Genomic DNA, 20,110 nt, shown 5'->3' with positions numbered 1-20,110 from the left:
GCTTGCGCCGGGCCAGTCTGTGCTGCTGGAGGGGATATGTCGCGCAAAACTGCGATAACGACGCGCTTTACGTCAGGCGTAGGCCGCCATATGCGGATCGGCGCTGACGAGCGCGCTGCGAAGCTTCTCCATCGCCCGGCTTTCGATCTGACGCACACGTTCTTTGGAAATACCGAGATCGGCACCGAGTTCTTCAAGCGTGGCACCGTCTTCCGCAAGACGCCGGGCGCTGATGATCTTCATCTCGCGTTCGTTAAGATGCTTCAGCGCCGAGGCGAGCCACACGCGGCGGCGCTCGCCGTCGATCATGTTGGACACCTGTTCGTCCGGCAGGGGATCGTCGCTGACGAGAAAGTCCATCTTCTCCGCGCTCTCGGCATCGCCGGAGACCGAAGGCGCCTGCAGCGAAGCGTCGTTGCCGGAAAGCCTGGCATCCATCGTTTGCACATCTGAGAGGCTGACGCCGAGGGCAGCGGCGATTTCCTGGTGAATGGATTGCAGCGTCAGCTGCGTGTCACCCTTGGCGAGCTTGGCGCGAAGACGACGCAGATTGAAGAACAGCGCCTTCTGCGCCGAACTCGTACCGCCGCGCACGATCGACCAGTTGCGCAGAATATAGTCCTGGATCGAAGCCCTGATCCACCAGCTTGCATAAGTCGAAAAGCGCACGTCGCGCTCCGGCTCGAAGCGAGCGGCGGCTTCCAGCAGGCCAACATAGCCCTCCTGCACCAGATCGCTCATCGGCAGGCCGAAATTGCGGAATTTGCCGGCCATGGATATGACAAGGCGCATGTGGGCCATGGCGATCTGGTTGCGCGCGCCGCGGTCGTCGTGATCCTTCCAGCGGGTGGCGAGATCGTGCTCTTCCTGACGGGCGAGATAAGGGGCGGCCATCGCGATTTTGATCATGCGCCGATCTGCAGACATGTTCTTCATTTCGATCTCCCGAAACAGGCCTCTCGCCCTGAAATGAACAATAAAACTCATCTTCCGGAATATTGCTGTCCGGATTGAATGGTGTTCTGAATGCATAAAAGCCTCGCCCCTGGACTTTTCAGGGGGAGGCCCTATTTCTCATCATGTGCCGGTAAGACGGCTGGGCTGGACCTGTTTCTTCACCTTGCCGGATGGGCAATATAGAAAAGGCATGATCCGCTCCTCATTGAACATTGACGGAATAGCAGTTGGCTCGCTGAGGCATTACCCGACGAGCAGTCCGCAATTACGTGTGTTAAACGCGGCAGTCGGAAAAAAGTTCCAATAAAAAAACCCGGCGCGAGGCCGGGTTTTTTGATAGAAATACAGGGTCGCTTTATGCGGCTTCATCCTGTGAATCGTCTTCTTCGATCGCCTTGCCGCGTTTCGGACCCTTGTTGAGATTGGTCTCGACGAGGCGGACGGCTTCTGTTTCCGACATCTTGTTGACGGCGGCGATTTCGCGCGCCATGCGATCGAGGGCAGCCTCATAAAGCTGGCGCTCGGAATAGGACTGCTCGGGCTGGTTCTCGGCACGATAGAGATCGCGCACGACTTCGGCGATGGAAATCAGGTCGCCGGAATTGATCTTGGCATCATATTCCTGGGCGCGACGGGACCACATGGTGCGCTTGACGCGCGCCTTGCCCTGCACAACCTTCAAAGCACGCTCGACGAAATCCGTTTCCGAAAGCTTGCGCATACCGATGCTCATGGCCTTGGCGACCGGAACCTTGAGACGCATCTTGTCCTTCTCGAAATCGATAACGAAAAGTTCGAGCTTCATGCCGGCAACTTCTTGCTCTTCGATAGCGGTGATGGTACCGACGCCATGAGCGGGGTAGACGATCGATTCACCGGTCTTGAAGCCGTGACGTGCTGTAGAAGGCTTTTTCTGCTGAGTCGTCATTCTATTCAAAAACTCCCTGTTACGCTTCCGGCGGCGGCCGGAGCCGGGTCAGTCAGGCCCGGGTGAGACGGTAGTATCCGTCGGGTGACTTCACTCTGGTCCCATCGGGCAAAAGCAAAGACTTCTTGCGCTCGATCTTGGGACTCGGCGCTCAAAGCGTTGATATGTCACGGAAACCGTGTACGGATTTGTTTTGCTTTCGTGATGGTTTTGGGCATACGTCATGCCACAAATGGAACAGTAGACGAAACCTATCATAAAAATATGAGGAAATCAATAATTTGCTTCGCTTGAGTCATGCGGGCAACACATGTCACCCATATGCCTCACGCAGCTTTTAAAACGTTTTGCGCTACGGTCGCCCGAATCCGGAGACCGAATGTGGGCGCTGTCTCAATCGCCGGAACCGGGCTTGTCGGAGAAATATTTCTCGAATTTTCCGGTCTCGCCATCCATTTCCTTGGCCTCAGGCAATGGGTCCTTCTTGACCGTGATATTCGGCCAGATCGTGGCATATTCGGTGTTGATCTTCAGCCATTTGTCGAGGCCCGGCTCGGTATCGGGCTTGATCGCCTCGGCGGGACATTCCGGTTCGCAGACGCCGCAATCGATGCATTCGTCGGGATGGATGACGAGGAAATTCTCGCCCTCATAAAAGCAGTCGACAGGGCAGACTTCCACGCAATCGGTGTATTTGCACTTGATGCAATTGTCGGTCACGACATAGGTCATGAAGAACTCCAGGATTTCCATGCGGATGGGGCCGGGCAACCTGGAACGTCGCGCCTATCCCCGTGCCGGAGGAAAAGCGTGAGCAGGCTTGGGAGGCAAGCACGCTTCCGGCAGGTTGTCAGTGACGTATCGGCTTTAGCGCCGGATTTCAAGGATAAACGATCTGCAAAAACCGCCGCCGCAGACAGAGTTTTCTAATCCTCGTCCGACATCAGCCTGTCGATTGCACGTCTTTCCTTTTTGGTCGGACGGCCGGCGCCGGTCGCCCGGATCGCCTGCTCGTAGGGTGTGAGACGTTTTGCCTCATCGGGCGGTGGGGATTGGTCGTCGTAGAGCAGGCGCGCCTCCTCGTAAGGCCCCCGCCGCTCGCCGGCAACGCGCACGACGAGAACGACATAGCGCCGCTCCAGCGTCAGCTCGATACGGTCGCCCGGTTTGACCATCTGGCTCGGATGGTTGCAACGCTCGCCGTTGACGCGCACATGGCCCGATTGGATATGGCTCTGCGCCAACGAGCGCGACTTCACCATGCGCGCGAAGAACAGCCACTTGTCGATGCGCTGGCGCGAACCGCTTGTCGGCTGTGTCTCCCCGCTCATGATTACTTCTTCATCTGCTCCTTGAGAGCTGCGAGCTTGGCGAAAGGCGAATCCGGATCGATCGGCTTCTCCTTGCGCGGCGGCTTGGCCTCGAAGCGCAGCGGCTGTGAGCCACCACGATTGTTATTGCGGTCGTTACGATCGTTACGCTCGCCGCGATCCTTGCGATCGCCACGGTCCTGCCGGTCACCGCGCGGCTGGTCGCCCCGTGGTTGGTTATTGCGATCGCCTCTTGCCTGCTGTGGTCGGCCGCCATCGCGCCCGGCGCCGTCCTTGCCACGGTTCTGGCGATTGTTGTCGCGGCTGTCGCCACCGCGATTGCCCTCGCCGCCTTCACCGCCGCCCGGCCGGCGATTGCGGTCGCCACGTTCCTGGTTTTGACCGCGCTCCTGGCCCTGGCCGCCACGGCGTTCGCCATGCCCGCCGCGCGCCTGGCGCTGATTGTCGTTGCGACCGCCAAGACGCCACAGAAGAACCGGCTTCGGTTCCGCCGGCTCGCCGGCTTCCCCAGAAGCAGGTACTGCTTCATCGGAAGCCAATACCGCTTCCGCAGGAGCGGAGGTTTCCCCGGCAGCAGAGGCTTCCGCCGGAGCAGATACCTCGATCGCTTCGGCCGGAGCGGGGCTTTCGACCGCTTCCGTCACCGGCGCGTCGGCGACCGCCGAAGCCGCCTCGGTGGTGGATGGCTCGGTAGCAGTCTCTTCCGCGGCGCCATCGGCATCGTCGTGATCGGCCTTCTCGGCTGTCTCTTCCGCAGGCGTTTGCGCGCTGGCGGTAGGCACCGAGGCCGTATCCTGCGTTGCAAGATGTGCCGACGCCTCTTCCGCTTTCACCGCATCGGCGCGATAGCCGAGACCCTTGAGGATCTCTTCCATATCCTCGAGCGTCGCACCGAGGATCGACAGCATCGCCGTCGTCGTCGTGAAGCGACGGCCGTCATAGGCGCCCTCCGGACGGTTGTTCTGACCGGGCTTCCATTGCAGCAGCGGACGGATGATATCGGCAAGCCGTTCCAGGATGTCGATACGCACGGCACGCTTGCCGAGGAAACGGAAGCCGGCGAGCTTGTAGAACATCCGCTCGAAGCTCGGGTCGGTGACGACGGAGGTGCGACCGGCGGCAAGCACGGGAATGAGATCGCCGTAGCCCGGCTTGTCGAGACCGTCGTTCTTCAGCGCCCAGAGCAGCGTGATGAGTTCGGCCGGCGCCGGCTTCAGAAGTGCCGGAACGAAGATATGGTAGGCGCCGAAACGCACGCCGTAGCGGCGCATGGAGGCGCGGGCCTCTTGGTCCAGCGACTTCACCTCCTCGGTCACGTCGCGGCGGAACAGCACCCCGAGATTCTCGACGAGCTGGAAGGCAAGCCCCTTGGCGAGACCCTGCAGGTCCTCGGCGCGCGACAGATCATCGAGCGGCTTCAGCACCGTGCTGATATGATGATTGACGAAGCGCTCGATGCGGGCGGCAACGTGATCGCGGGCATTGCCCGTCAGTTGCTCGTCGGCCAGCAGGATCACGCGCGGACGCATGATGTGATCGCTGCCCGAAAGCCGCGCCACCGGGTCGCCCAGCCAACGGATCAACCCATCCGAACCGATCACCAGATCGCTGTTGCCGGCGGCATGCATCCGGGCCGCGCGGGCTTCGAATTCGAGCCCGAGCGCCTTCTGCGACGCAGCCTGAACCGCCTTGGCATCCGGTCCGTCGGTTCCCGCCACCGGCGTGAAGCGGAATCCGCTCAATTGCCCTACATGATGTCCTTCAACGAAGACATCGCCATTCACACTGATTTCAGCTTCCAGCATCGCATTCTCTCTCAGGCGCTTCATGAGCACAGATGTCCTGCGATCAACAAAGCGTTTCGTCAACCTTTCATGTAACGCGTCGGACAATCGATCTTCGATTTCCCGCGTCTTTTCCTGCCAGTGTGTCGGATCGGCAAGCCAACCGGGCCGATTCGAAACGTAGGTCCAGGTCCTTATCTGCGCGATTCGCGCCGAAAGCGTGTCAATTTCGCCATCTGTTCGATCGGAGCGATGAACCTGCTCCGCAAGAAACTGCTCATTCACCGTGCCATAGCGGACGAGATCGGAAAAGAGGGTCGAGATAAGATCGGCATGTTGTGCTGGGGTGATACGCCGATAGTCGGGAAGCGCGCAAGCCTCCCAGAGTTTTTCGACGCGCGCCGGCCTGTCGGCGAGATCGATGACCTCGGGATAACGCGAAAGCTGCTCCAGCGCCTGCTGGTCGACCGCAGGCAGCGCCCGCGTCAGCCCCGGCACGCGCGGACCCGCCTCGAGGCTGGCGCGCAGCGACGCGATTGAGGAGAAGTCCATCTCCGTCGTCCGCCACTGCAAAACCTTGACGTTGTCGAACTCGTGTCCTTCGATGCGCTGCACCAGCTCCTCGTCGAAGGGCGAGACTTGCCCGGTGACGCCGAAGGTCCCGTCCCGCACATGCCGCCCGGCGCGCCCGGCGACCTGGCCGAGTTCGCCCGGATTGAGATTGCGAAACTGGTAACCGTCGAATTTCCGGTCCTGGGCAAAGGCGACGTGATCGACATCGAGGTTGAGGCCCATGCCGATCGCATCGGTCGCCACCAGATATTCGACGTCGCCCGCCTGATAAAGCGCCACCTGGGCATTGCGGGTGCGCGGGCTAAGCGCGCCGAGCACGACCGCCGCGCCACCGCGCTGCCGGCGGATGAGCTCGGCGATGGCATAGACCTCGTCGGCGGAGAAGGCGACGATGGCCGAGCGCTGCGGCAGCCGTGTGATCTTCTTCTGCCCAGCATAGAAAAGATGCGAAAGCCGTGGCCGCTCGACGATAGTGATGCCGGGCAGGAGCTGCTGCAGGATCGGCCGCATCGTCGCCGCACCGAGCAGCAGCGTTTCCTCGCGGCCGCGCAGATGCAGGATGCGGTCGGTGAAGATATGGCCGCGTTCGAGATCGCCGGCGAGCTGCACCTCGTCGATCGCGACGAAGGCGGCCCTGGTTTCGCGCGGCATCGCCTCGACGGTGCAGACGGAAAAACGGGCATTGGGCGGCGAAATCTTTTCCTCGCCGGTCACCAGCGCCACATTGTGCGCGCCAACCTTCTCGACCACCCGCGTATAGACCTCGCGCGCCAGCAGCCGGAGCGGCAGGCCGATCACGCCGGTCCCGTGCGCGACCATGCGCTCGATGGCATAATGGGTCTTGCCGGTATTGGTCGGCCCGAGCACCGCGGTCACACCGCGCCCACTCAGAATCATCGGCTGCGAAGTCAGAGTCATGGGTCCATGCAAATGAGGCGGGTGGCCCCAGGAAAATCTCGGCTCCTCGGTGGAAGCTGGACAACACATGGACAGCTGCCGCCGCAAACGCAAGGGCAGATTTCAAAATGCACCGGCGATTACGACCTTTGCGAGTCTCGCGGAACACTCGAATTCACGATTCGGAACAGCGTGAGAACGAATCAGCGACGAATCGCTGACTCCGGCTGATTCAGCTTTTGTTCACGGCTAAGTATTGATTTTGAATCACTTTTTCCCACTAGATGCTGAATCGCGAGACTCTCCCCCGTTTGCATTTTCGAGGTCGCGGGTGACGATTCCCGCCCCCTGTTGAACGGGCGAAAATCCGCCCGAAATTAACCTCTCGACCAAAGCCGGAACGAATCGGAGACGAATCGCTGACTCCGCCGTTTTCGCCCTTCGTTCACGACAATATCTGGTAGCGGTCTCAGATCCGGGTGCTAGATGCGGATCGGTGGCAGATCCTTTCGCGCCGCCTCGCCGCATCGGCATTAATCTTTCAGGAGCCGGATTCAGACGGCGTTAAGTCAAGGCGCCAATATCGGGGTTCCGATCAAACACGGAACGAATCGCTGACGAATCGGCGACATCGCGATTTTCCCGTTTTGTTCACCGCAACATATTGTATTTACATGACTTTTTAACCATAGTGGCAATTTCCGGAAATAACGGAACTTAAACCGTGAATCAGGCGCCGTCACATTTCCGGAGCTTAACCGGGAACAAAAATCGCCAATGTGTGTTTCTCGTCCATCCAAATTGCGGATGAAATGAAGGAAACACACCATGCTTGGCACGATACTTCTTATTATCCTCATTCTGCTCTTGATCGGAGCCTTGCCGAATTGGGGTTATAGCCGTGGTTGGGGCTATGGACCTTCCGGCGGTTTGGGGCTAGTTCTCGTGATTATCATTATCCTTGTACTAATGGGCCGCATCTAAAGCCCAACTAACCTGGGGAGTTACGACATGATGAAGAAGATTGTTCTTATTGGTGCCCTCGTCGGCGCCTTGGCATCCTGCACGGCGACCGAGCAAGGCACGGCGATCGGCGCCGGCACGGGCGCTGTTATCGGCGGTGTCGTCACCAACAGCTGGGGCGGCGCTGCTGTCGGCGCCGTTGCCGGCGGTCTGACCGGTGCACTCATCGGCCACTCTGTAGAACGACGCGGCTACTGCGTCTACCGCGACCGCTACGGCCGCCGCTACGAGGCCCGTTGCTGATTGGCAAATGCATATCGGACTCCCAACGGGCGCTTCGGCGCCCGTTTTCTTTGCCGGTCGCATCCGTCAACGAGACGTTGACAATCGGTTGCGAAAGTCAAATCTACCGCCGCCAAACGGCCAGGCACACATTTCCTTTACGAGCGCAACGGACAGGCAAAGCCGCCCGGCGCACCGGAAAGGAAACGTTTCCATGATTCACACTTTGCTGAATTCCCTCGTCGCCGTTCTCATCGCGTCGGCTTTCCTGGCGACCGCGATATCAGTCCTCAGCAGCGACGATCGCTCGCTGCGCAAGGTGCCGACCAGAGTTCGGCCACAGCGACGTCCATAAACAGAGATTGGCGCGTTCAGCGGGACGCGCCAATTGCTTTGAATCTGATCTCTACTGTCGACTCCAAGACAGAAATGCCTAGGCGAAGAACTGTCCGCCATTGGCCGTCAGCGTCGAACCGGTGATGAAGCCGGCGTCGTCCGAGACGAGAAAGGTAACGCAGCGCGCGATCTCTTCCGGTTCGCCGAGACGGCCGACGGGGATCTGCGGAATGATGCGTTCGTTCAGCACCTTCTCCGGCACGGCAAGCACCATTTCCGTTCCGATGTAACCGGGGCAAATGGCGTTGACAGTGATGTTCTTGTTCGCCCCTTCCTGGGCCAGCGCCTTGGTGAAGCCGAGATCGCCCGCCTTGGCCGCCGAATAGTTCACCTGGCCCATCTGGCCCTTCTGCCCGTTGATCGACGAGATATTGACGATACGGCCGAAGCTGCGGTCACGCATGCCGATCCAGACCTGATGCGTCATGTTGAACAGGCCGGTGAGGTTGGTATTGATCACCTCGTGCCATTGCTGCTGCGTCATCTTGTGGAACATCGCGTCGCGGGTAATGCCGGCATTGTTGACGAGGATTTCGACTGGGCCGATCTCGCTTTCGATCCTGGCAATTCCCTCGCCGCAGGCGAGGTAATCCGAAACATCCCATTTGAAAACCGGAACGCCGGTAACGTCGTGGAAGGCTTTGGCCTTCTCGTCGTTGCCGGCATAGCTGGCAGCGACCCTGTATCCGGCATTTTTCAGTGCCATGGATATTGCCGCGCCGATGCCACGTGTGCCCCCGGTGACCAAAGCCACTCTGCTCATGTTCCGCTCCCCTATTGTTTTTCGCCCCGCCGCTTGGCGGGATCTTCAATCAAACATGGATCGTATGCTATTTAAAGCGCTTCAAAGCACATGGCCACACCCATGCCACCGCCGATGCAAAGCGTGGCGAGACCTTTCTTCGCGCCGCGGCGTTTCATTTCGAACAGCAGCGTGTTGAGAACGCGCGCGCCAGAGGCGCCGATCGGATGGCCGATCGCAATCGCCCCGCCATTGACGTTGACGATCGACGGATCCCACCCGAGATCCTTGGTGACGGCGCAGGCTTGCGCCGCGAAGGCCTCGTTGGCTTCGACGAGATCGAGATCGTTGACCGACCAGCCGGCCTTCTCGAGCGCCTTGCGCGAAGCCGGGATTGGTCCAGTACCCATGATCTGCGGATCGACACCCGCCGTTGCCCAGGAAACGATGCGGGCGAGCGGCTGGATGCCGCGCCGAACTGCCTCCGCCTCGCTCATCAGCACCGCCGCAGCGGCACCATCGTTGAGGCCGGACGCGTTCGCGGCCGTGACCGTGCCGTCCTTGTCGAAGGCCGGGCGCAGCTTCCCCATCGCCTCTATCGTCGCGCCGTGACGGATATATTCGTCGGCATCGACCGTAACGTCGCCCTTACGTGTCTTGATGACGTAAGGGATGATCTCGTCGACGAAGCGACCGGCCTTCTGCGCCGCCTCCGCCTTGTTCTGCGAGCTGACCGCGAACTGATCCTGGTCGTCGCGCGAAAGCTGCCACTGGCGCGCAACATTCTCGGCGGTGATTCCCATGTGGTAGCCGTGGAAGGCGTCGATCAAGCCATCCTTGATCATCGTGTCGATCATCTTCATGTCGCCCATCTTGACGCCGCCGCGTAAGTGCGCGGCATGCGGCGCCATCGACATGGATTCCTGGCCGCCGGCAACGATGATCTTGGCGTCCCCGGTGGCGATCTGCTGCATGCCGAGCGCGACCGCGCGCAGGCCCGAGCCGCAGAGCTGGTTGACGCCCCAGGCCGTCGCTTCCTGCGGAATGCCGGCCTTCATCGCCGCCTGGCGGGCCGGGTTCTGACCCTCGCCGGCGGCAAGCACTTGGCCGAGGATCACCTCATCTACCTCGCCGGGATCGACGCCGGCGCGCTCGAGAGCGCCCTTGACGACGGCCGCCCCGAGCTCATGCGCGACGACCGTCGCGAAAGCGCCGTTGAAGGCGCCGACTGCTGTTCGCCCTGCGCTGGCGATGACGATGGATGGATTGCTCATGGGGACGCTCCTCGTTTTCGTCTCACTTACATAAGTGGAAACTGGCAAAGCTTGGAGCACAAGTCAAACGCGAAGACCGGCCGCCGTCATTTTTAGGCAAAGCCCGTCAAAGCCCGATTCATCTGCTCTGTGAAAGGTTTGCCGCATCGCACAAAGAGATTGTCACCGGCCTTCTTTTGCGTTTACAGTCTCAAATGGAGGACTATCCATAAATCAGACGGGGGTTCGGGAGACTGATATGGCGAAGCATGAGGGTCAGATCGTTATCAAGAAATACGCCAATCGCCGCCTATACAACACGGGCACCAGCACCTACGTGACGCTGGAAGACCTGGCGGAGATGGTGAAGAAGGGCGAAGAATTTACCGTACAGGATGCAAAAAGCGGAGATGACATCACCCACTCGGTGCTGACCCAGATCATCTTTGAACAGGAATCGAAGACCGGCAACACGTTGCTCCCGATCTCCTTCCTGCGCCAGCTCATCACCTATTACGGCGACCAGATGCAGATGGTCGTGCCGAGCTTTCTCGAACATTCGATGCGCTCCTTCACCGAACAGCAGGCCCAGATGCGCGAGCAGGTGACCCGCGCCTTCGGCGAAACGCCGCTCGGCAAGAACCTGCAGTTGCCGATGCAGATGGTCGAGGACCATGTTCGCCGCAACACCGAGCTGTTTCAGCAGGCGATGCAGATGTTCTCGCCCTTCATGACGCCGCCCGCCAAGGAAAGCCGCAAGGCCGAGGCCAAGGATATCGACGAGCTGAAGGAACAGCTCCGCGCTCTTCAGAACAAGCTCGACAACCTATAATCCGATCGAGACATCCCGCCCGGCGCTCCGGATCGACACGGCAAAACCGCCGATGACATCGATCAGAGCGATCGTCATCAAAATGAAGAACACCTGCGTCGCAGCATCCCGGACGAGCAAAAACTCAACCAGGAAGGCGATGAACACCAGCATCGACAGCATGTGGTTGACGAGATTGCCGGGACCGGTTCTGGTGGCTTTGAGGATTTCGAAGAACAGCACGACAAGTGCGATGACGATGAAAAGATCGCCGAGCGCCATGCTCCAGATGGCGCCCGAGATCATCGACAGCACGATGATATCATGTTGCAGTGCCGGAATGCCGCCATCGCCCATCAGGCCCAGCATCGCAAGATTGTAAAGAATAAACGGGATAATCATTAGGGGCATGACGGCTATCATCTGCAATCTCCCAGCGCATCGTGGAAGAATACTGCCGCAAACCGTTGCCTGACTGCAAGTCATTGCAAATATTATATCGTCGATTTGCAAAAGGCCGGCGTGACGCCGGCCTTGAAACTTCGATCGGACAAGCCGGATCGGGAAATTATGCGCTTTCCTTCGGCGTCAGAACCTGGCGGCCGCGATACATACCGGTCTTCAGGTCGATATGATGCGGGCGACGCAGTTCGCCGGAGTTCTTGTCTTCGACGTAGGTCGGAGCCTTCAGGGCGTCTGCCGAACGGCGCATACCGCGCTTGGACGGGCTTGTTTTTCTCTTCGGTACAGCCATTTCTCTTACTCCACTTGCGGGCAAAACATTCCCACGGCCAGACTGGCGGCCGAAACGGACATGTCGCGATTTCGGAATTTGGCGCGCTTATACATGCAAGGGGTGGCGTTGACCAGTCCCCATGCGTATTTTTTGCGAAGCCGATGATTCCGGGCTCAGACTTCGTCCTCCGGTACGATCCACGGCTCGGCGCGGGCCGCCTCTTCCCATTTTCGCCAGGCCGGATGCGCCTTCATGGTCTCCATATAGGCCAGGATGTCGTTTCGGCTGACGAGATCATAGATGTCGAACCGGTTGACGACAGGTGCAAACATCGCATCCGCCCCGCTGAACGCGCCAAACAGAAACGGTCCGCCGGATTGCTGCAGGAGGTCGCGCCAGATCGTCTCGATGCGGATGATGTCGGCGTCGACACCATCTGGCAACGCGATCTTGCCCTGCGGCCGGCGGATATTCATCGGGCAGGCGCTGCGCAGCGCCCGGAAGCTCGAGAGCATTTCCATCGAAACCGAACGGGCGAGCGCCCGCTCGGCCCGATCCCTCGGCAGAAGGCCAGCGTCCGGATAAAGTTCGGCGACATATTCGATGATCGCCAGCGATTCCCAGATCTTCAATGCGCCGTGCTTGAGAAGCGGTACCCGCCCGGTCGGCGAAACCGCCTTGATATTGGGATTGCCACCCGCATCGTCGAAGGGGATCAGGACTTCCTCGAAATCGATTCCGGCAGCCGTCAGCGCCATCCACGGCCGGAACGACCAGGAGGAATAGTTCTTGTTGGCGATGTAAAGCGTCGGTTTGTCCATGGGCCTCTCCCGTTCAAGCTTCGAAATCGAAGATCAGCAATTCGTGGAAATGGTTCATATCCTCGAATACGCAGAATGCCGGCGGTGTCAGCTCGAAAACAGCGGCCTTGCGGCGGATATCGTCGGCCACGTCATCGAGCATCGCCTGCCAGTGCGGCAAGGCTTCGTCCTCCAGCCGTTCGATCGCATAGGCGAAGGTTATGTGGAACTTATAGTCCTCATGGTTCGGCTGGCGATAGCCGAGAAGATCGGCCAGTGCGCTGCGCCAGGCGCGCATGACCTTGCGGTCGTTCGCCGTCGCCCCGTCGACGAGCAGGCCCGACGGACGTGCTTCGACGATGGCGACCTTGAAGGGATCGAACACCGAGAAACCTTCGAGCCGAGCCGCCATCAGCTCGGTCATGTCTTCGATCGGCGTATCGAGAGGGAGATCGCCCGGCCAGCAATCCTGCCGGCGCCGGGTCTCGATGACACCTTCGAAAAGCGTCATGTGAATGCTTGATATCGGCGTGAATAGGAACTGCCGGGCCTCGGGCATCGCCAGATATTTCTGACGCGCCTCGATCAGCGCCGTCTGCGTCTGCGAGCCCTTCTCGAGATGGCAGACGATAGTGTTGCCGGCTTCCGGCAGAAAGCCGCCGACCTTGCCATAGCGGCTGCCGAGATGGGTGGGCGGAGTCGGATTATGCGTCTTCGAATAGGAGAGAAGTTCGGACGAAAATGTCGTGATGGTCATGGGCGACTCGGGCTCTGGTTGGACTGCATTCGCCCATATGGCAGAACCAAGAATGTCAGATGACACTTGCCGCTTCCAACGACAAGTACTGATGTCAATCATAGATGCATCTGATGTAATCGCCCGAACCTTGCGCGCGTCTCTCGATGACGCCCGCGAGCCGGCGAAGGCCTCGTCCGGGCTTGCCGGCATTGCGGTCGATTGGGTTTGGCAGCGAGACGGCAAGCAGCGCTGCCTGGCGCCGCGTCAGCTTCGAGGCGGGCACCTTGAAATGATGCTGGGCCGCCGCCTCGATGCCGTAGATGCCGGGACCCCATTCGGCAATGTTGAGATAGATTTCCATCAGCCGCCGTTTCGACAAGACGAAATCCGTGGTCACCGCGAGCGGAAGTTCCAGCCCCTTGCGCACGAAGGAGCGGCCGTTCCAGAGGAAGAGGTTCTTCGCCGTCTGCATCGGGATGGTACTGCCGCCGCGCGTCGCCTGACCTTTCAGCGTATCCTCGACCAGCATGCGCATTTCCGCCCAGTCGACGCCGCCGTGAAAGCAATACTGCCCGTCCTCCGACATCATCACCGACTGGACCACAACCGGGGCGATGTTATCAAGCGACACCCATTGCCTGTCGTAACCACGCAACAACACGAGATCGCGCAGCATCAGCGTCGAGACGGGGTGAATGAAGGGCAGCAGATAGAAAAAGATCAGCGCATAGGGAAGGATCAGCACGATCAGCACGACAACAACAATGCGTTTCAACACACGCCGGTCTTCGAACCATCGCCGACGAGCCGGCATCTCGACGCTGTCCTCTCTCTCCGGCGCTATATCCAATGTCCCCAGTCCGATTTCGCTCCTATCGTTCTCATAACGCCTGTGCAGGGCTTATGCCAGAGTGCGTGGCAAATCTTGCTGCCGCCATCGACAATTCCGTTGCAAGCCCGGGGGCGCTCATGCCAAACAGCGCTCATGGACGCGAACCGGGACACTTTCGAGACGAGGCTGAAGAACAACGCCCGCGAGATCGAGGCGCTGCTCGACGTATTGCTTTCACCAAATGCTCTTTCCGATGAAATCGCCAGGCCCGAGACGCTGCGCGATGCCATGCACTATGCCGTGCTGAACGGCGGCAAGCGGCTGCGCCCGTTTCTCGTCGTCGAAAGTGCAGCCCTTCTCGGCGGCGACGCTGAGGCGGCACTTCGCGTCGGCGCCGCACTCGAATGTGTCCACTGCTATTCTCTCGTGCATGACGACTTGCCGGCCATGGACGATGACGACCTGCGCCGCGGTAAACCGACGGTGCACATAAAGTTCGACGAAGCGACGGCAATCCTCGCGGGTGACAGCCTGCTGACCTATGCCTTCGATATCATTGCCGCGCCGGAAACGACCCTTCCCGATTCGAGCAAGGCATCGCTGGTGCTGGCCCTTGCCCGCGCAGCCGGTCTCGGCGGTATGGCCGGCGGCCAGGCGCTCGATCTCGCGGCGGAAAGGCAGGTCCCTGGCGAGGCCGGCATCATCCGCCTGCAGGCGATGAAAACAGGCGCGCTGATCCGCTTCGCCTGCGAAGCCGGCGCCGTCATCTCGGCAAGCCCGCCGGAAGATCGCCGCCGCCTGCGCACCTTCGGCGAAAAGATCGGCCTTGCCTTCCAGTTGGCCGACGACATTCTCGACCTGACCTCGGATGCGGCGACCATGGGCAAGGCAACCGGCAAGGATGCGGCCCGCGGCAAGGGAACGCTTGTGGCCCTGCGCGGCCTGGAATGGGCCGAGGCCCAGCTCCGTGAGCATGTCCGCGATGCAGAGGCGCTGCTGGCACCCTATGGTGCCCGCGCCTCGATCCTCACCGCTGCGGCGCAGTTCATCGCCGACCGGAAGAACTGAACCCGCAGGTCAGGCGGCTAATATCTCCTCGAGGGCGGAAACCAGACGGGCACACTCCTCGTCCGTGCCGATGCTGATACGCAGGAAGTCCGAAATACGCGGCTTGACAAAATGCCGGACGAGAATGCCGCGCTCCCGCAGGGCGGCTTGAAGCGCTGCCCCCGAACGGCTTTGGTGCCTTGCGAAAATGAAATTGGCCTGCGACGGCAAGACCTCGAAACCCAAAGCTTCAAGTTCAGAACCGAGGCTTTCCCGGCTGGCGATGATTTTCCCACGGCATGTCTCGAACCACGCCTCGTCCTTGATCGCCGCCGTCGCAGCAAGCTGCGCCAGACGATCGAGCGGATAGGAATTGAAACTGTCCTTGACCCGCTCCAGCGCCTCGATCAGCGGCCGCTGTCCTAACGCGAAGCCGACGCGCAGACCTGCAAGCGAACGGGATTTCGACAGGGTCTGGATTACCAGCAGATTGGGATGCGTGGATATCAGCGGGATGGCGCTTTCGCCGCCGAAATCGATATAGGCCTCGTCTATGACGACGACTGCATCCGGATGGGCGGCAAGAAGTGCTTCGATGCCGGCAAGCGGCAGGCCGATGCCAGTCGGTGCATTCGGATTGGGGATGATGATCGCGCCGCATGATCTGTTGTAATCTTTCAGCCGGATCCGGAACCCATCATCAACAGGTACCTCGATGGCTTCGACGCCGTATAGCAGGCTATAGGTCGAGTAGAAGGCGTAGGTCACATCGGGATAGAGAAGCGGCCGCTCATGTTTCAGCAGCGCCTGGAACGCATGCGCAAGAACCTCGTCGGAGCCGTTGCCGACGAATACTTCTTCCGCCGTCAGCCCGAAACGGGCCGCGATCGTCTCGCGCAATTCCGTAGCAGTGGGGTCGGGATAGAGCCGCAGACGATCGTCCGCCGCTTCCCTGATCGCCTCGAGCGCCTTCGGAGACGGCCCGTAGGGGCTCTCGTTGGTATTGAGCTTGACCATGTTCGCGATACGCGGCTGCTCGCCCGCGACATAGGGCCGAAGCTTGCTGACGATGGGCGACCAGAACCGGCTCATGCGAACGTGCGGGCGCTCATTCCGCCGCCGTCCGCTGGCCGAAACGCTTCTCGATATAGTCGACGACAAGCGCTTCGAAGTCGGCGGCGATATTGGGACCGCGCAGCGTCAGCGCCTTCCGGCCGTCGATGAAGACGGGGGCAGCCGGCGTCTCGCCGGTGCCCGGAAGCGAAATGCCGATATCGGCATGTTTGCTTTCGCCCGGCCCGTTGACGATACAGCCCATGACCGCGACGTTCAGTGCCTCGACGCCGGGATATTTCTCGCGCCAGACCGGCATGTTCTTGCGGATGTCGTTCTGGATGTTCTGGGCAAGCTCCTGGAACACCGTCGACGTCGTACGTCCGCAGCCCGGACAGGCCGCAACGACGGGTATGAACTGGCGGAAGCCCATGACCTGCAGGATTTCCTGCGCCACCTGGACTTCGCGCGTGCGGTCGCCGTTCGGCTCCGGCGTCAGCGACACGCGGATCGTATCGCCGATGCCGTGCTGCAGCACGAAGCCCATCGCCGCCGACGAGGCGACGATGCCCTTGGTGCCCATGCCGGCTTCCGTCAGACCGAGATGCAGCGCATGATTGGAGCGTGCGGCGAGCATGGAATTGACGGCGATCAGGTCCTGCACCTGGCTGACCTTGGCCGACAGGATGATTCGGTTGCGCGGCAGGCCGATCTCTTCGGCAAGGGCCGCCGAAAGCAGCGCCGACTGCACGATCGCCTCGCGCGTCACCTGCCGGGCCGAAAGCGGCGATCCAGCTTCGGCATTCTGGTCCATCAGCGCCGTCAGCAGATCCTGATCGAGCGAGCCCCAGTTGACGCCGATGCGCACCGGCTTGTCATAGCGGATCGCCATCTCGATGATCTCGGCGAACTGTTTGTCCTTCTTGTCCTTGAAGCCGACATTGCCGGGGTTGATGCGGTACTTCGCCAGCGCCGCGGCACAATCAGGATGATCGGCGAGCAGCTTGTGGCCGATATAATGGAAGTCGCCAATCAAAGGGACGTCCAGGCCGAGGCGCAGCAGCCGCTCGCGGATCTTCGGCACGGCGGCCGCACTCTCGTCGCGGTCGACGGTGATGCGCACCAGCTCCGAACCCGCCCGGTGGAGAGCGGCGACCTGCGCGACGGTCGAATCGACGTCGGCCGTATCGGTGTTCGTCATGGATTGCACGACGACCGGCGCGCCGCCGCCGACGATGACGCCGCCGACATCGACGGCAACGGAAGCGCGGCGTGGTTTCGGATCAAAATCGGCGGCTGACAACATGAAGAGTTCTTGCACCCCTAAAGCATGTCGCGCAAAAGTGTGCAGCGGTTTTGCGATAACGACATGCGAAAAATAAAGACCTAAAGCGCGAGGAGCAAATCTGAAAGATTGCGACGCGCTCTAGAAACAGTGCCTTTCAGGTGGATCATGACCGCTTTCTTGTCAACCGCCCCTGATATCACTTTTGTTGGGAGGCGGCTCAGTGACCGCCTCCAGTCGTGCCATCGGCATAATGGGCTAGCTTGGAGAGCAGGAGAACGACGATGAGCAGCACCGGCAGCGCCATGAAAACGACGGCAAAGCCGATATGCTCGGCGACGAAGCCGATCAACGATGGCGCAACCAGCATGCCGGAATAGCCTATGGTCGTGACCACCGAGATGGCGATGCCAGGCTTGAGGCCGGGTATGTTGCCCGCCGCCGAGAAGGCGATCGGCACCATGTTGGAAATGCCGATACCGCAACAGGCAAAGCCCAGGATGGCAAGCTCGGCATTGGGCGCCAAGCCTGCAAGCAGCATACCGACAATGGCAAACAGCGTACAGATGCGCAACGTCTTGACGCCGCCGAGACGGTCGCGCACCAGGTCGCCGCCAAAGCGCATGATAGCCATGGTCGCCGAAAAGGCCGCGAAGCCAAGACCGGATAGTGCCACGGATGCATCCATTTCCTGCCGGAGATAGAGCGCGCCCCAGTCGAGCACCGCACCTTCCGGCACCATCGAGAACAGCGCCATCAATCCGAGCAGCCACGGCAGTGGCACCATCGGCAGCTTCGTCTTTTCCTTCTTGGTGTCGGGATGCGGCGAATCCGCAAGGATCATCGGCCATGCCAGAGCAAGGAAGATTGCCGCCAGCACGGTCGCTAGTTGCGCATGGCCGAGAATGCCGAATCTGGAGATCACGATGCCGCCGAGACCGGAGCCGATAAGTCCGCCAAGGCTCCAGAAAGCGTGGCAGGACGACATGATGGCGCGGCGCATGGATTTCTCGACCGAGACCGCATTGGCATTCATCGCCACATCCATTGCGCCGATGAAGCCGCCGAACAGGAAGAGCGAAATTGCCCCGGTCAGCACATTTGGCACGAGTGTCAATGCCAGCAGCAACGGCAGCAGACAGACGGCCAATACCTGAACGACGACACGCGAGCCGTGTTTGGCGATCTGCGCACCGGCGATCGGCATCATGACCAGCGAGCCGACGCCGAAAACGAGGATCATCAGCCCAAGCTCGAACTTGGTCAGCGCCAGACGCTCGGCAAAATCCGGGATCTTCGGCGCCCAGCAGCCGACGACAAAACCGTTCATGAGAAAGAGCAGGGAAACCGCCGCCCTGCTCCTGGTAATGAAGCCGCTCCGGGCTCCCGGCGTACTCACGTGACTATCCATTTCCGGTCTTTCCTCATTGCCGGGCTTGCTTGGCCCGGTTTCCCAAAACTCTGTGACGGCGCCTCAGTTCGCTTTCTCGGCGAGAACAGTCCTGCATCCGCGCTCGCGGTAACCGACGAGAACGGCCGGATCGGCATCGTGCTCGACGACCAGGCATTCGCAATGCGCAACCGGCAGGATGCTATGGGGGGCAGCCGTGCTGAATTTCTCCGAGGTTGCGGCCACCAGCACCCTTTTGCTCCTGGATGTCGCAAACCGCTTGAACTCCGCATCCTCGAAGCCGAACACCGTGATGCCGGCCTCGAGATCGACGCCGCAGGCGCCGAGAATGCAGAGATCGGGCGAGATCTGCTCCATATCCCGCAAGGCCTTGGCGCCGAGCGAACCGCCCGTCTGCCGGTCGACCATTCCGCCGATCAGGATGACGTTGACGGCCGGCTTGTCGATCAGCGCCGTGGCAATCGCCGGCGCATTCGTCGCAGCCGTCAGTGCTAGGTCGGCCGGCAACGCATTGGCAATCGCCAGATTGGTGCTGCCCGCGTCGAAGAACACTGTCGAGCCGGCGGTAATCTGATTTGCCGCAGCGCGCCCCAGCGCCTGTTTCCGGTCAGGCGCAAAGCCGATGCGCTGCGACAGGCTTCCATGCGCCGGTGAGATCGGCAATGCGCCGCCATATACCCGCTCGCAGAGCCCTGCTGCCGCCATCTCGCGCAGGTCCCGCCGTACAGTGTCCTCGGAGACACCGAATTCGAGCGCAAGCTCCGTCGCGAGCACGCGGCCATTCAGCCGCAGCCTCTCGGAAATCACGCCTTGGCGCTCTCGCAATAGAAAATCCTGCATGTTCCTACCGGATCGAAATCTTTATAAACCAAGAACGTGCATAAACGCTTATGATCATGCAGGCAATATGCACGATCACACGTTTTCTGACGTTCGGAAACAAAGCTGCACTAAAAGAGCGAACATGCCCTATGACCGAGGCGGGAAAATCGATTGGGTCATTCCGATTTTTCGAAGGCATACGTCGGCGCCCGCTCCGTACTTGCGCCATTCGAATATAGCTCTCTCGTCTGGGCTTTCCTCCTGGGTTATCTGATCTGGGCTGGCATCCCGACACAGAATGTGGTCGTCGGCGCAGCCATGATCCTCGGCGCCGGATTGATCATCATCCTCAGCGAGAAGCTGCGCCGCCGCATCGCGGCCTGATGCCTGTTTCAACAGGATTCATGGTTCGAGCGGCCTTTTGAGAAAAATATTTGCAGTTGCTGCTTTTATTCGCAGTTTTCTACG

The 20,110-nt window shown here is 60.3% G+C and carries 21 protein-coding genes and 1 pseudogene; 6 read left to right on the top strand and 16 right to left on the bottom strand.

The window, feature by feature from the left end:
- Window positions 1–72: 72 nt before the first annotated feature.
- The 5 genes from HFO99_RS00525 to HFO99_RS00505 form a co-directional block, all read right to left on the bottom strand.
- Window positions 73–936 carry an RNA polymerase factor sigma-32 gene (locus tag HFO99_RS00525; protein WP_012759432.1) on the bottom strand — a complete coding sequence of 288 codons (864 nt, stop codon included), beginning with the start codon at window positions 934–936 and terminating at the stop codon, window positions 73–75.
- Window positions 937–1,312: 376 nt separating this feature from the next.
- Complete coding sequence (locus tag HFO99_RS00520) at window positions 1,313–1,885, bottom strand: CarD family transcriptional regulator (RefSeq protein ID WP_003543775.1); 573 nt, start codon at window positions 1,883–1,885, stop codon at window positions 1,313–1,315.
- A gap of 393 nt (window positions 1,886–2,278) precedes the next feature.
- On the bottom strand, window positions 2,279–2,617 hold the full coding sequence (gene fdxA, locus HFO99_RS00515; RefSeq protein WP_024320484.1) for a ferredoxin FdxA: 339 nt from the start codon (window positions 2,615–2,617) through the stop codon (window positions 2,279–2,281).
- 194 nt (window positions 2,618–2,811) lie between these two features.
- Complete coding sequence (locus tag HFO99_RS00510) at window positions 2,812–3,216, bottom strand: RNA-binding S4 domain-containing protein (RefSeq protein WP_222334761.1); 405 nt, start codon at window positions 3,214–3,216, stop codon at window positions 2,812–2,814.
- A 2-nt stretch (window positions 3,217–3,218) separates the two neighbouring features.
- Entirely contained in the window at window positions 3,219–6,491 is a 3,273-nt protein-coding gene (locus tag HFO99_RS00505; RefSeq protein WP_222358408.1) for a helicase-related protein, read from the bottom strand.
- Between the two features lie 807 nt (window positions 6,492–7,298).
- On the opposite strand from HFO99_RS00505, the gene HFO99_RS00500 reads away from it, so the two are divergent.
- The 3 genes from HFO99_RS00500 (at window position 7,299) to HFO99_RS00490 (ending at window position 8,070) form a co-directional block, all read left to right on the top strand.
- Window positions 7,299–7,454, top strand: a complete 156-nt coding sequence (locus HFO99_RS00500; protein ID WP_017962528.1) for a DUF3309 family protein — start codon at window positions 7,299–7,301, stop codon at window positions 7,452–7,454.
- 27 nt (window positions 7,455–7,481) lie between these two features.
- Window positions 7,482–7,736 carry a YMGG-like glycine zipper-containing protein gene (locus HFO99_RS00495; RefSeq protein ID WP_018071981.1) on the top strand — a complete coding sequence of 85 codons (255 nt, stop codon included), beginning with the start codon at window positions 7,482–7,484 and terminating at the stop codon, window positions 7,734–7,736.
- A gap of 193 nt (window positions 7,737–7,929) precedes the next feature.
- Complete coding sequence (locus HFO99_RS00490; protein ID WP_222358405.1) at window positions 7,930–8,070, top strand: hypothetical protein; 141 nt, start codon at window positions 7,930–7,932, stop codon at window positions 8,068–8,070.
- A gap of 78 nt (window positions 8,071–8,148) precedes the next feature.
- On the opposite strand, the gene HFO99_RS00485 is transcribed toward HFO99_RS00490, so the two are convergent.
- Both HFO99_RS00485 and HFO99_RS00480 read right to left on the bottom strand, forming a co-directional pair.
- The gene (locus HFO99_RS00485; RefSeq protein ID WP_222358403.1) at window positions 8,149–8,874 is read right to left on the bottom strand and encodes a beta-ketoacyl-ACP reductase; all 726 of its coding nucleotides are present in this window, start codon (window positions 8,872–8,874) and stop codon (window positions 8,149–8,151) included.
- A gap of 71 nt (window positions 8,875–8,945) precedes the next feature.
- Complete coding sequence (locus tag HFO99_RS00480) at window positions 8,946–10,127, bottom strand: acetyl-CoA C-acetyltransferase (RefSeq protein ID WP_222358400.1); 1,182 nt, start codon at window positions 10,125–10,127, stop codon at window positions 8,946–8,948.
- Between the two features lie 238 nt (window positions 10,128–10,365).
- On the opposite strand from HFO99_RS00480, the gene phaR reads away from it, so the two are divergent.
- A complete protein-coding gene (gene phaR, locus HFO99_RS00475) occupies window positions 10,366–10,938 on the top strand; it encodes a polyhydroxyalkanoate synthesis repressor PhaR (protein WP_003543798.1) in 573 nt (190 codons plus the stop codon).
- Here the strand turns inward: phaR and HFO99_RS00470 are convergent.
- The 5 genes from HFO99_RS00470 to mtgA all read right to left on the bottom strand — a co-directional run bounded on the left by HFO99_RS00470 (window position 10,933) and on the right by mtgA (window position 14,042).
- The gene (locus tag HFO99_RS00470; protein WP_222358396.1) at window positions 10,933–11,340 is read right to left on the bottom strand and encodes a hypothetical protein; all 408 of its coding nucleotides are present in this window, start codon (window positions 11,338–11,340) and stop codon (window positions 10,933–10,935) included. The two genes, phaR and HFO99_RS00470, sit on opposite strands and share 6 nt — an antisense overlap.
- A 145-nt stretch (window positions 11,341–11,485) precedes the next feature.
- Complete coding sequence (rpmF, locus tag HFO99_RS00465) at window positions 11,486–11,671, bottom strand: 50S ribosomal protein L32 (RefSeq protein WP_003543812.1); 186 nt, start codon at window positions 11,669–11,671, stop codon at window positions 11,486–11,488.
- Window positions 11,672–11,826: 155 nt separating this feature from the next.
- Window positions 11,827–12,474: a glutathione S-transferase family protein gene (locus HFO99_RS00460; RefSeq protein ID WP_222358392.1), complete on the bottom strand. Its 648-nt coding sequence runs from the start codon at window positions 12,472–12,474 to the stop codon at window positions 11,827–11,829.
- A gap of 13 nt (window positions 12,475–12,487) precedes the next feature.
- Window positions 12,488–13,210, bottom strand: coding sequence for a DUF1868 domain-containing protein (locus tag HFO99_RS00455; RefSeq protein WP_222358389.1), 723 nt, complete (start codon window positions 13,208–13,210; stop codon window positions 12,488–12,490).
- 94 nt (window positions 13,211–13,304) lie between these two features.
- A complete protein-coding gene (gene mtgA, locus HFO99_RS00450; RefSeq protein ID WP_222358387.1) occupies window positions 13,305–14,042 on the bottom strand; it encodes a monofunctional biosynthetic peptidoglycan transglycosylase in 738 nt (245 codons plus the stop codon).
- A 135-nt stretch (window positions 14,043–14,177) separates the two neighbouring features.
- Here mtgA and HFO99_RS00445 point away from each other — a divergent pair, with 135 nt between their 5' ends.
- Window positions 14,178–15,092 (top strand): polyprenyl synthetase family protein, encoded by a 915-nt coding sequence (locus HFO99_RS00445; RefSeq protein WP_222358384.1) that lies wholly within the window; start codon window positions 14,178–14,180, stop codon window positions 15,090–15,092.
- Window positions 15,093–15,101: 9 nt separating this feature from the next.
- Here HFO99_RS00445 and hisC read toward each other — a convergent pair whose 3' ends face one another.
- From hisC to HFO99_RS00425, 4 genes are all read right to left on the bottom strand, one after another.
- On the bottom strand, window positions 15,102–16,163 hold the full coding sequence (gene hisC, locus HFO99_RS00440; RefSeq protein WP_222358381.1) for a histidinol-phosphate transaminase: 1,062 nt from the start codon (window positions 16,161–16,163) through the stop codon (window positions 15,102–15,104).
- Window positions 16,164–16,179: 16 nt separating this feature from the next.
- Window positions 16,180–17,430, bottom strand: a complete 1,251-nt coding sequence (gene ispG, locus HFO99_RS00435) for a flavodoxin-dependent (E)-4-hydroxy-3-methylbut-2-enyl-diphosphate synthase (protein ID WP_222358378.1) — start codon at window positions 17,428–17,430, stop codon at window positions 16,180–16,182.
- A 199-nt stretch (window positions 17,431–17,629) separates the two neighbouring features.
- Window positions 17,630–18,820 (bottom strand): MFS transporter, encoded by a 1,191-nt coding sequence (locus HFO99_RS00430; RefSeq protein ID WP_222358375.1) that lies wholly within the window; start codon window positions 18,818–18,820, stop codon window positions 17,630–17,632.
- 63 nt (window positions 18,821–18,883) lie between these two features.
- Window positions 18,884–19,660: a DeoR/GlpR family DNA-binding transcription regulator gene (locus HFO99_RS00425; RefSeq protein ID WP_222358372.1), complete on the bottom strand. Its 777-nt coding sequence runs from the start codon at window positions 19,658–19,660 to the stop codon at window positions 18,884–18,886.
- 161 nt (window positions 19,661–19,821) lie between these two features.
- Between HFO99_RS00425 and HFO99_RS00420 the strand changes: the two are divergent.
- Window positions 19,822–20,026 (top strand): annotated as a pseudogene (locus HFO99_RS00420) (EamA/RhaT family transporter); the annotation flags it as partial.
- Window positions 20,027–20,110: the final 84 nt, after the last annotated feature.

The organism is Rhizobium leguminosarum (assembly GCF_019798305.1).
In the GTDB taxonomy this organism is placed as follows: Bacteria; Pseudomonadota; Alphaproteobacteria; order Rhizobiales; family Rhizobiaceae; genus Rhizobium; species Rhizobium leguminosarum_U.
This window is presented reverse-complemented; position numbering and strand designations above follow the sequence as displayed.

Coding starts and splice junctions, on each gene's coding strand:
- HFO99_RS00525 (WP_012759432.1), bottom strand. CDS start 936: ATGAAGAACATGTCTGCAGATCGGCGCATGATCAAAATCGCGATGGCC.
- HFO99_RS00520 (WP_003543775.1), bottom strand. CDS start 1,885: ATGACGACTCAGCAGAAAAAGCCTTCTACAGCACGTCACGGCTTCAAG.
- fdxA (WP_024320484.1), bottom strand. CDS start 2,617: ATGACCTATGTCGTGACCGACAATTGCATCAAGTGCAAATACACCGAT.
- HFO99_RS00510 (WP_222334761.1), bottom strand. CDS start 3,216: ATGAGCGGGGAGACACAGCCGACAAGCGGTTCGCGCCAGCGCATCGAC.
- HFO99_RS00505 (WP_222358408.1), bottom strand. CDS start 6,491: ATGACTCTGACTTCGCAGCCGATGATTCTGAGTGGGCGCGGTGTGACC.
- HFO99_RS00500 (WP_017962528.1), top strand. CDS start 7,299: ATGCTTGGCACGATACTTCTTATTATCCTCATTCTGCTCTTGATCGGA.
- HFO99_RS00495 (WP_018071981.1), top strand. CDS start 7,482: ATGATGAAGAAGATTGTTCTTATTGGTGCCCTCGTCGGCGCCTTGGCA.
- HFO99_RS00490 (WP_222358405.1), top strand. CDS start 7,930: ATGATTCACACTTTGCTGAATTCCCTCGTCGCCGTTCTCATCGCGTCG.
- HFO99_RS00485 (WP_222358403.1), bottom strand. CDS start 8,874: ATGAGCAGAGTGGCTTTGGTCACCGGGGGCACACGTGGCATCGGCGCG.
- HFO99_RS00480 (WP_222358400.1), bottom strand. CDS start 10,127: ATGAGCAATCCATCCATCGTCATCGCCAGCGCAGGGCGAACAGCAGTC.
- phaR (WP_003543798.1), top strand. CDS start 10,366: ATGGCGAAGCATGAGGGTCAGATCGTTATCAAGAAATACGCCAATCGC.
- HFO99_RS00470 (WP_222358396.1), bottom strand. CDS start 11,340: ATGATAGCCGTCATGCCCCTAATGATTATCCCGTTTATTCTTTACAAT.
- rpmF (WP_003543812.1), bottom strand. CDS start 11,671: ATGGCTGTACCGAAGAGAAAAACAAGCCCGTCCAAGCGCGGTATGCGC.
- HFO99_RS00460 (WP_222358392.1), bottom strand. CDS start 12,474: ATGGACAAACCGACGCTTTACATCGCCAACAAGAACTATTCCTCCTGG.
- HFO99_RS00455 (WP_222358389.1), bottom strand. CDS start 13,210: ATGACCATCACGACATTTTCGTCCGAACTTCTCTCCTATTCGAAGACG.
- HFO99_RS00445 (WP_222358384.1), top strand. CDS start 14,178: ATGGACGCGAACCGGGACACTTTCGAGACGAGGCTGAAGAACAACGCC.
- hisC (WP_222358381.1), bottom strand. CDS start 16,163: ATGAGCCGGTTCTGGTCGCCCATCGTCAGCAAGCTTCGGCCCTATGTC.
- ispG (WP_222358378.1), bottom strand. CDS start 17,430: ATGTTGTCAGCCGCCGATTTTGATCCGAAACCACGCCGCGCTTCCGTT.
- HFO99_RS00430 (WP_222358375.1), bottom strand. CDS start 18,820: ATGGATAGTCACGTGAGTACGCCGGGAGCCCGGAGCGGCTTCATTACC.
- HFO99_RS00425 (WP_222358372.1), bottom strand. CDS start 19,660: ATGCAGGATTTTCTATTGCGAGAGCGCCAAGGCGTGATTTCCGAGAGG.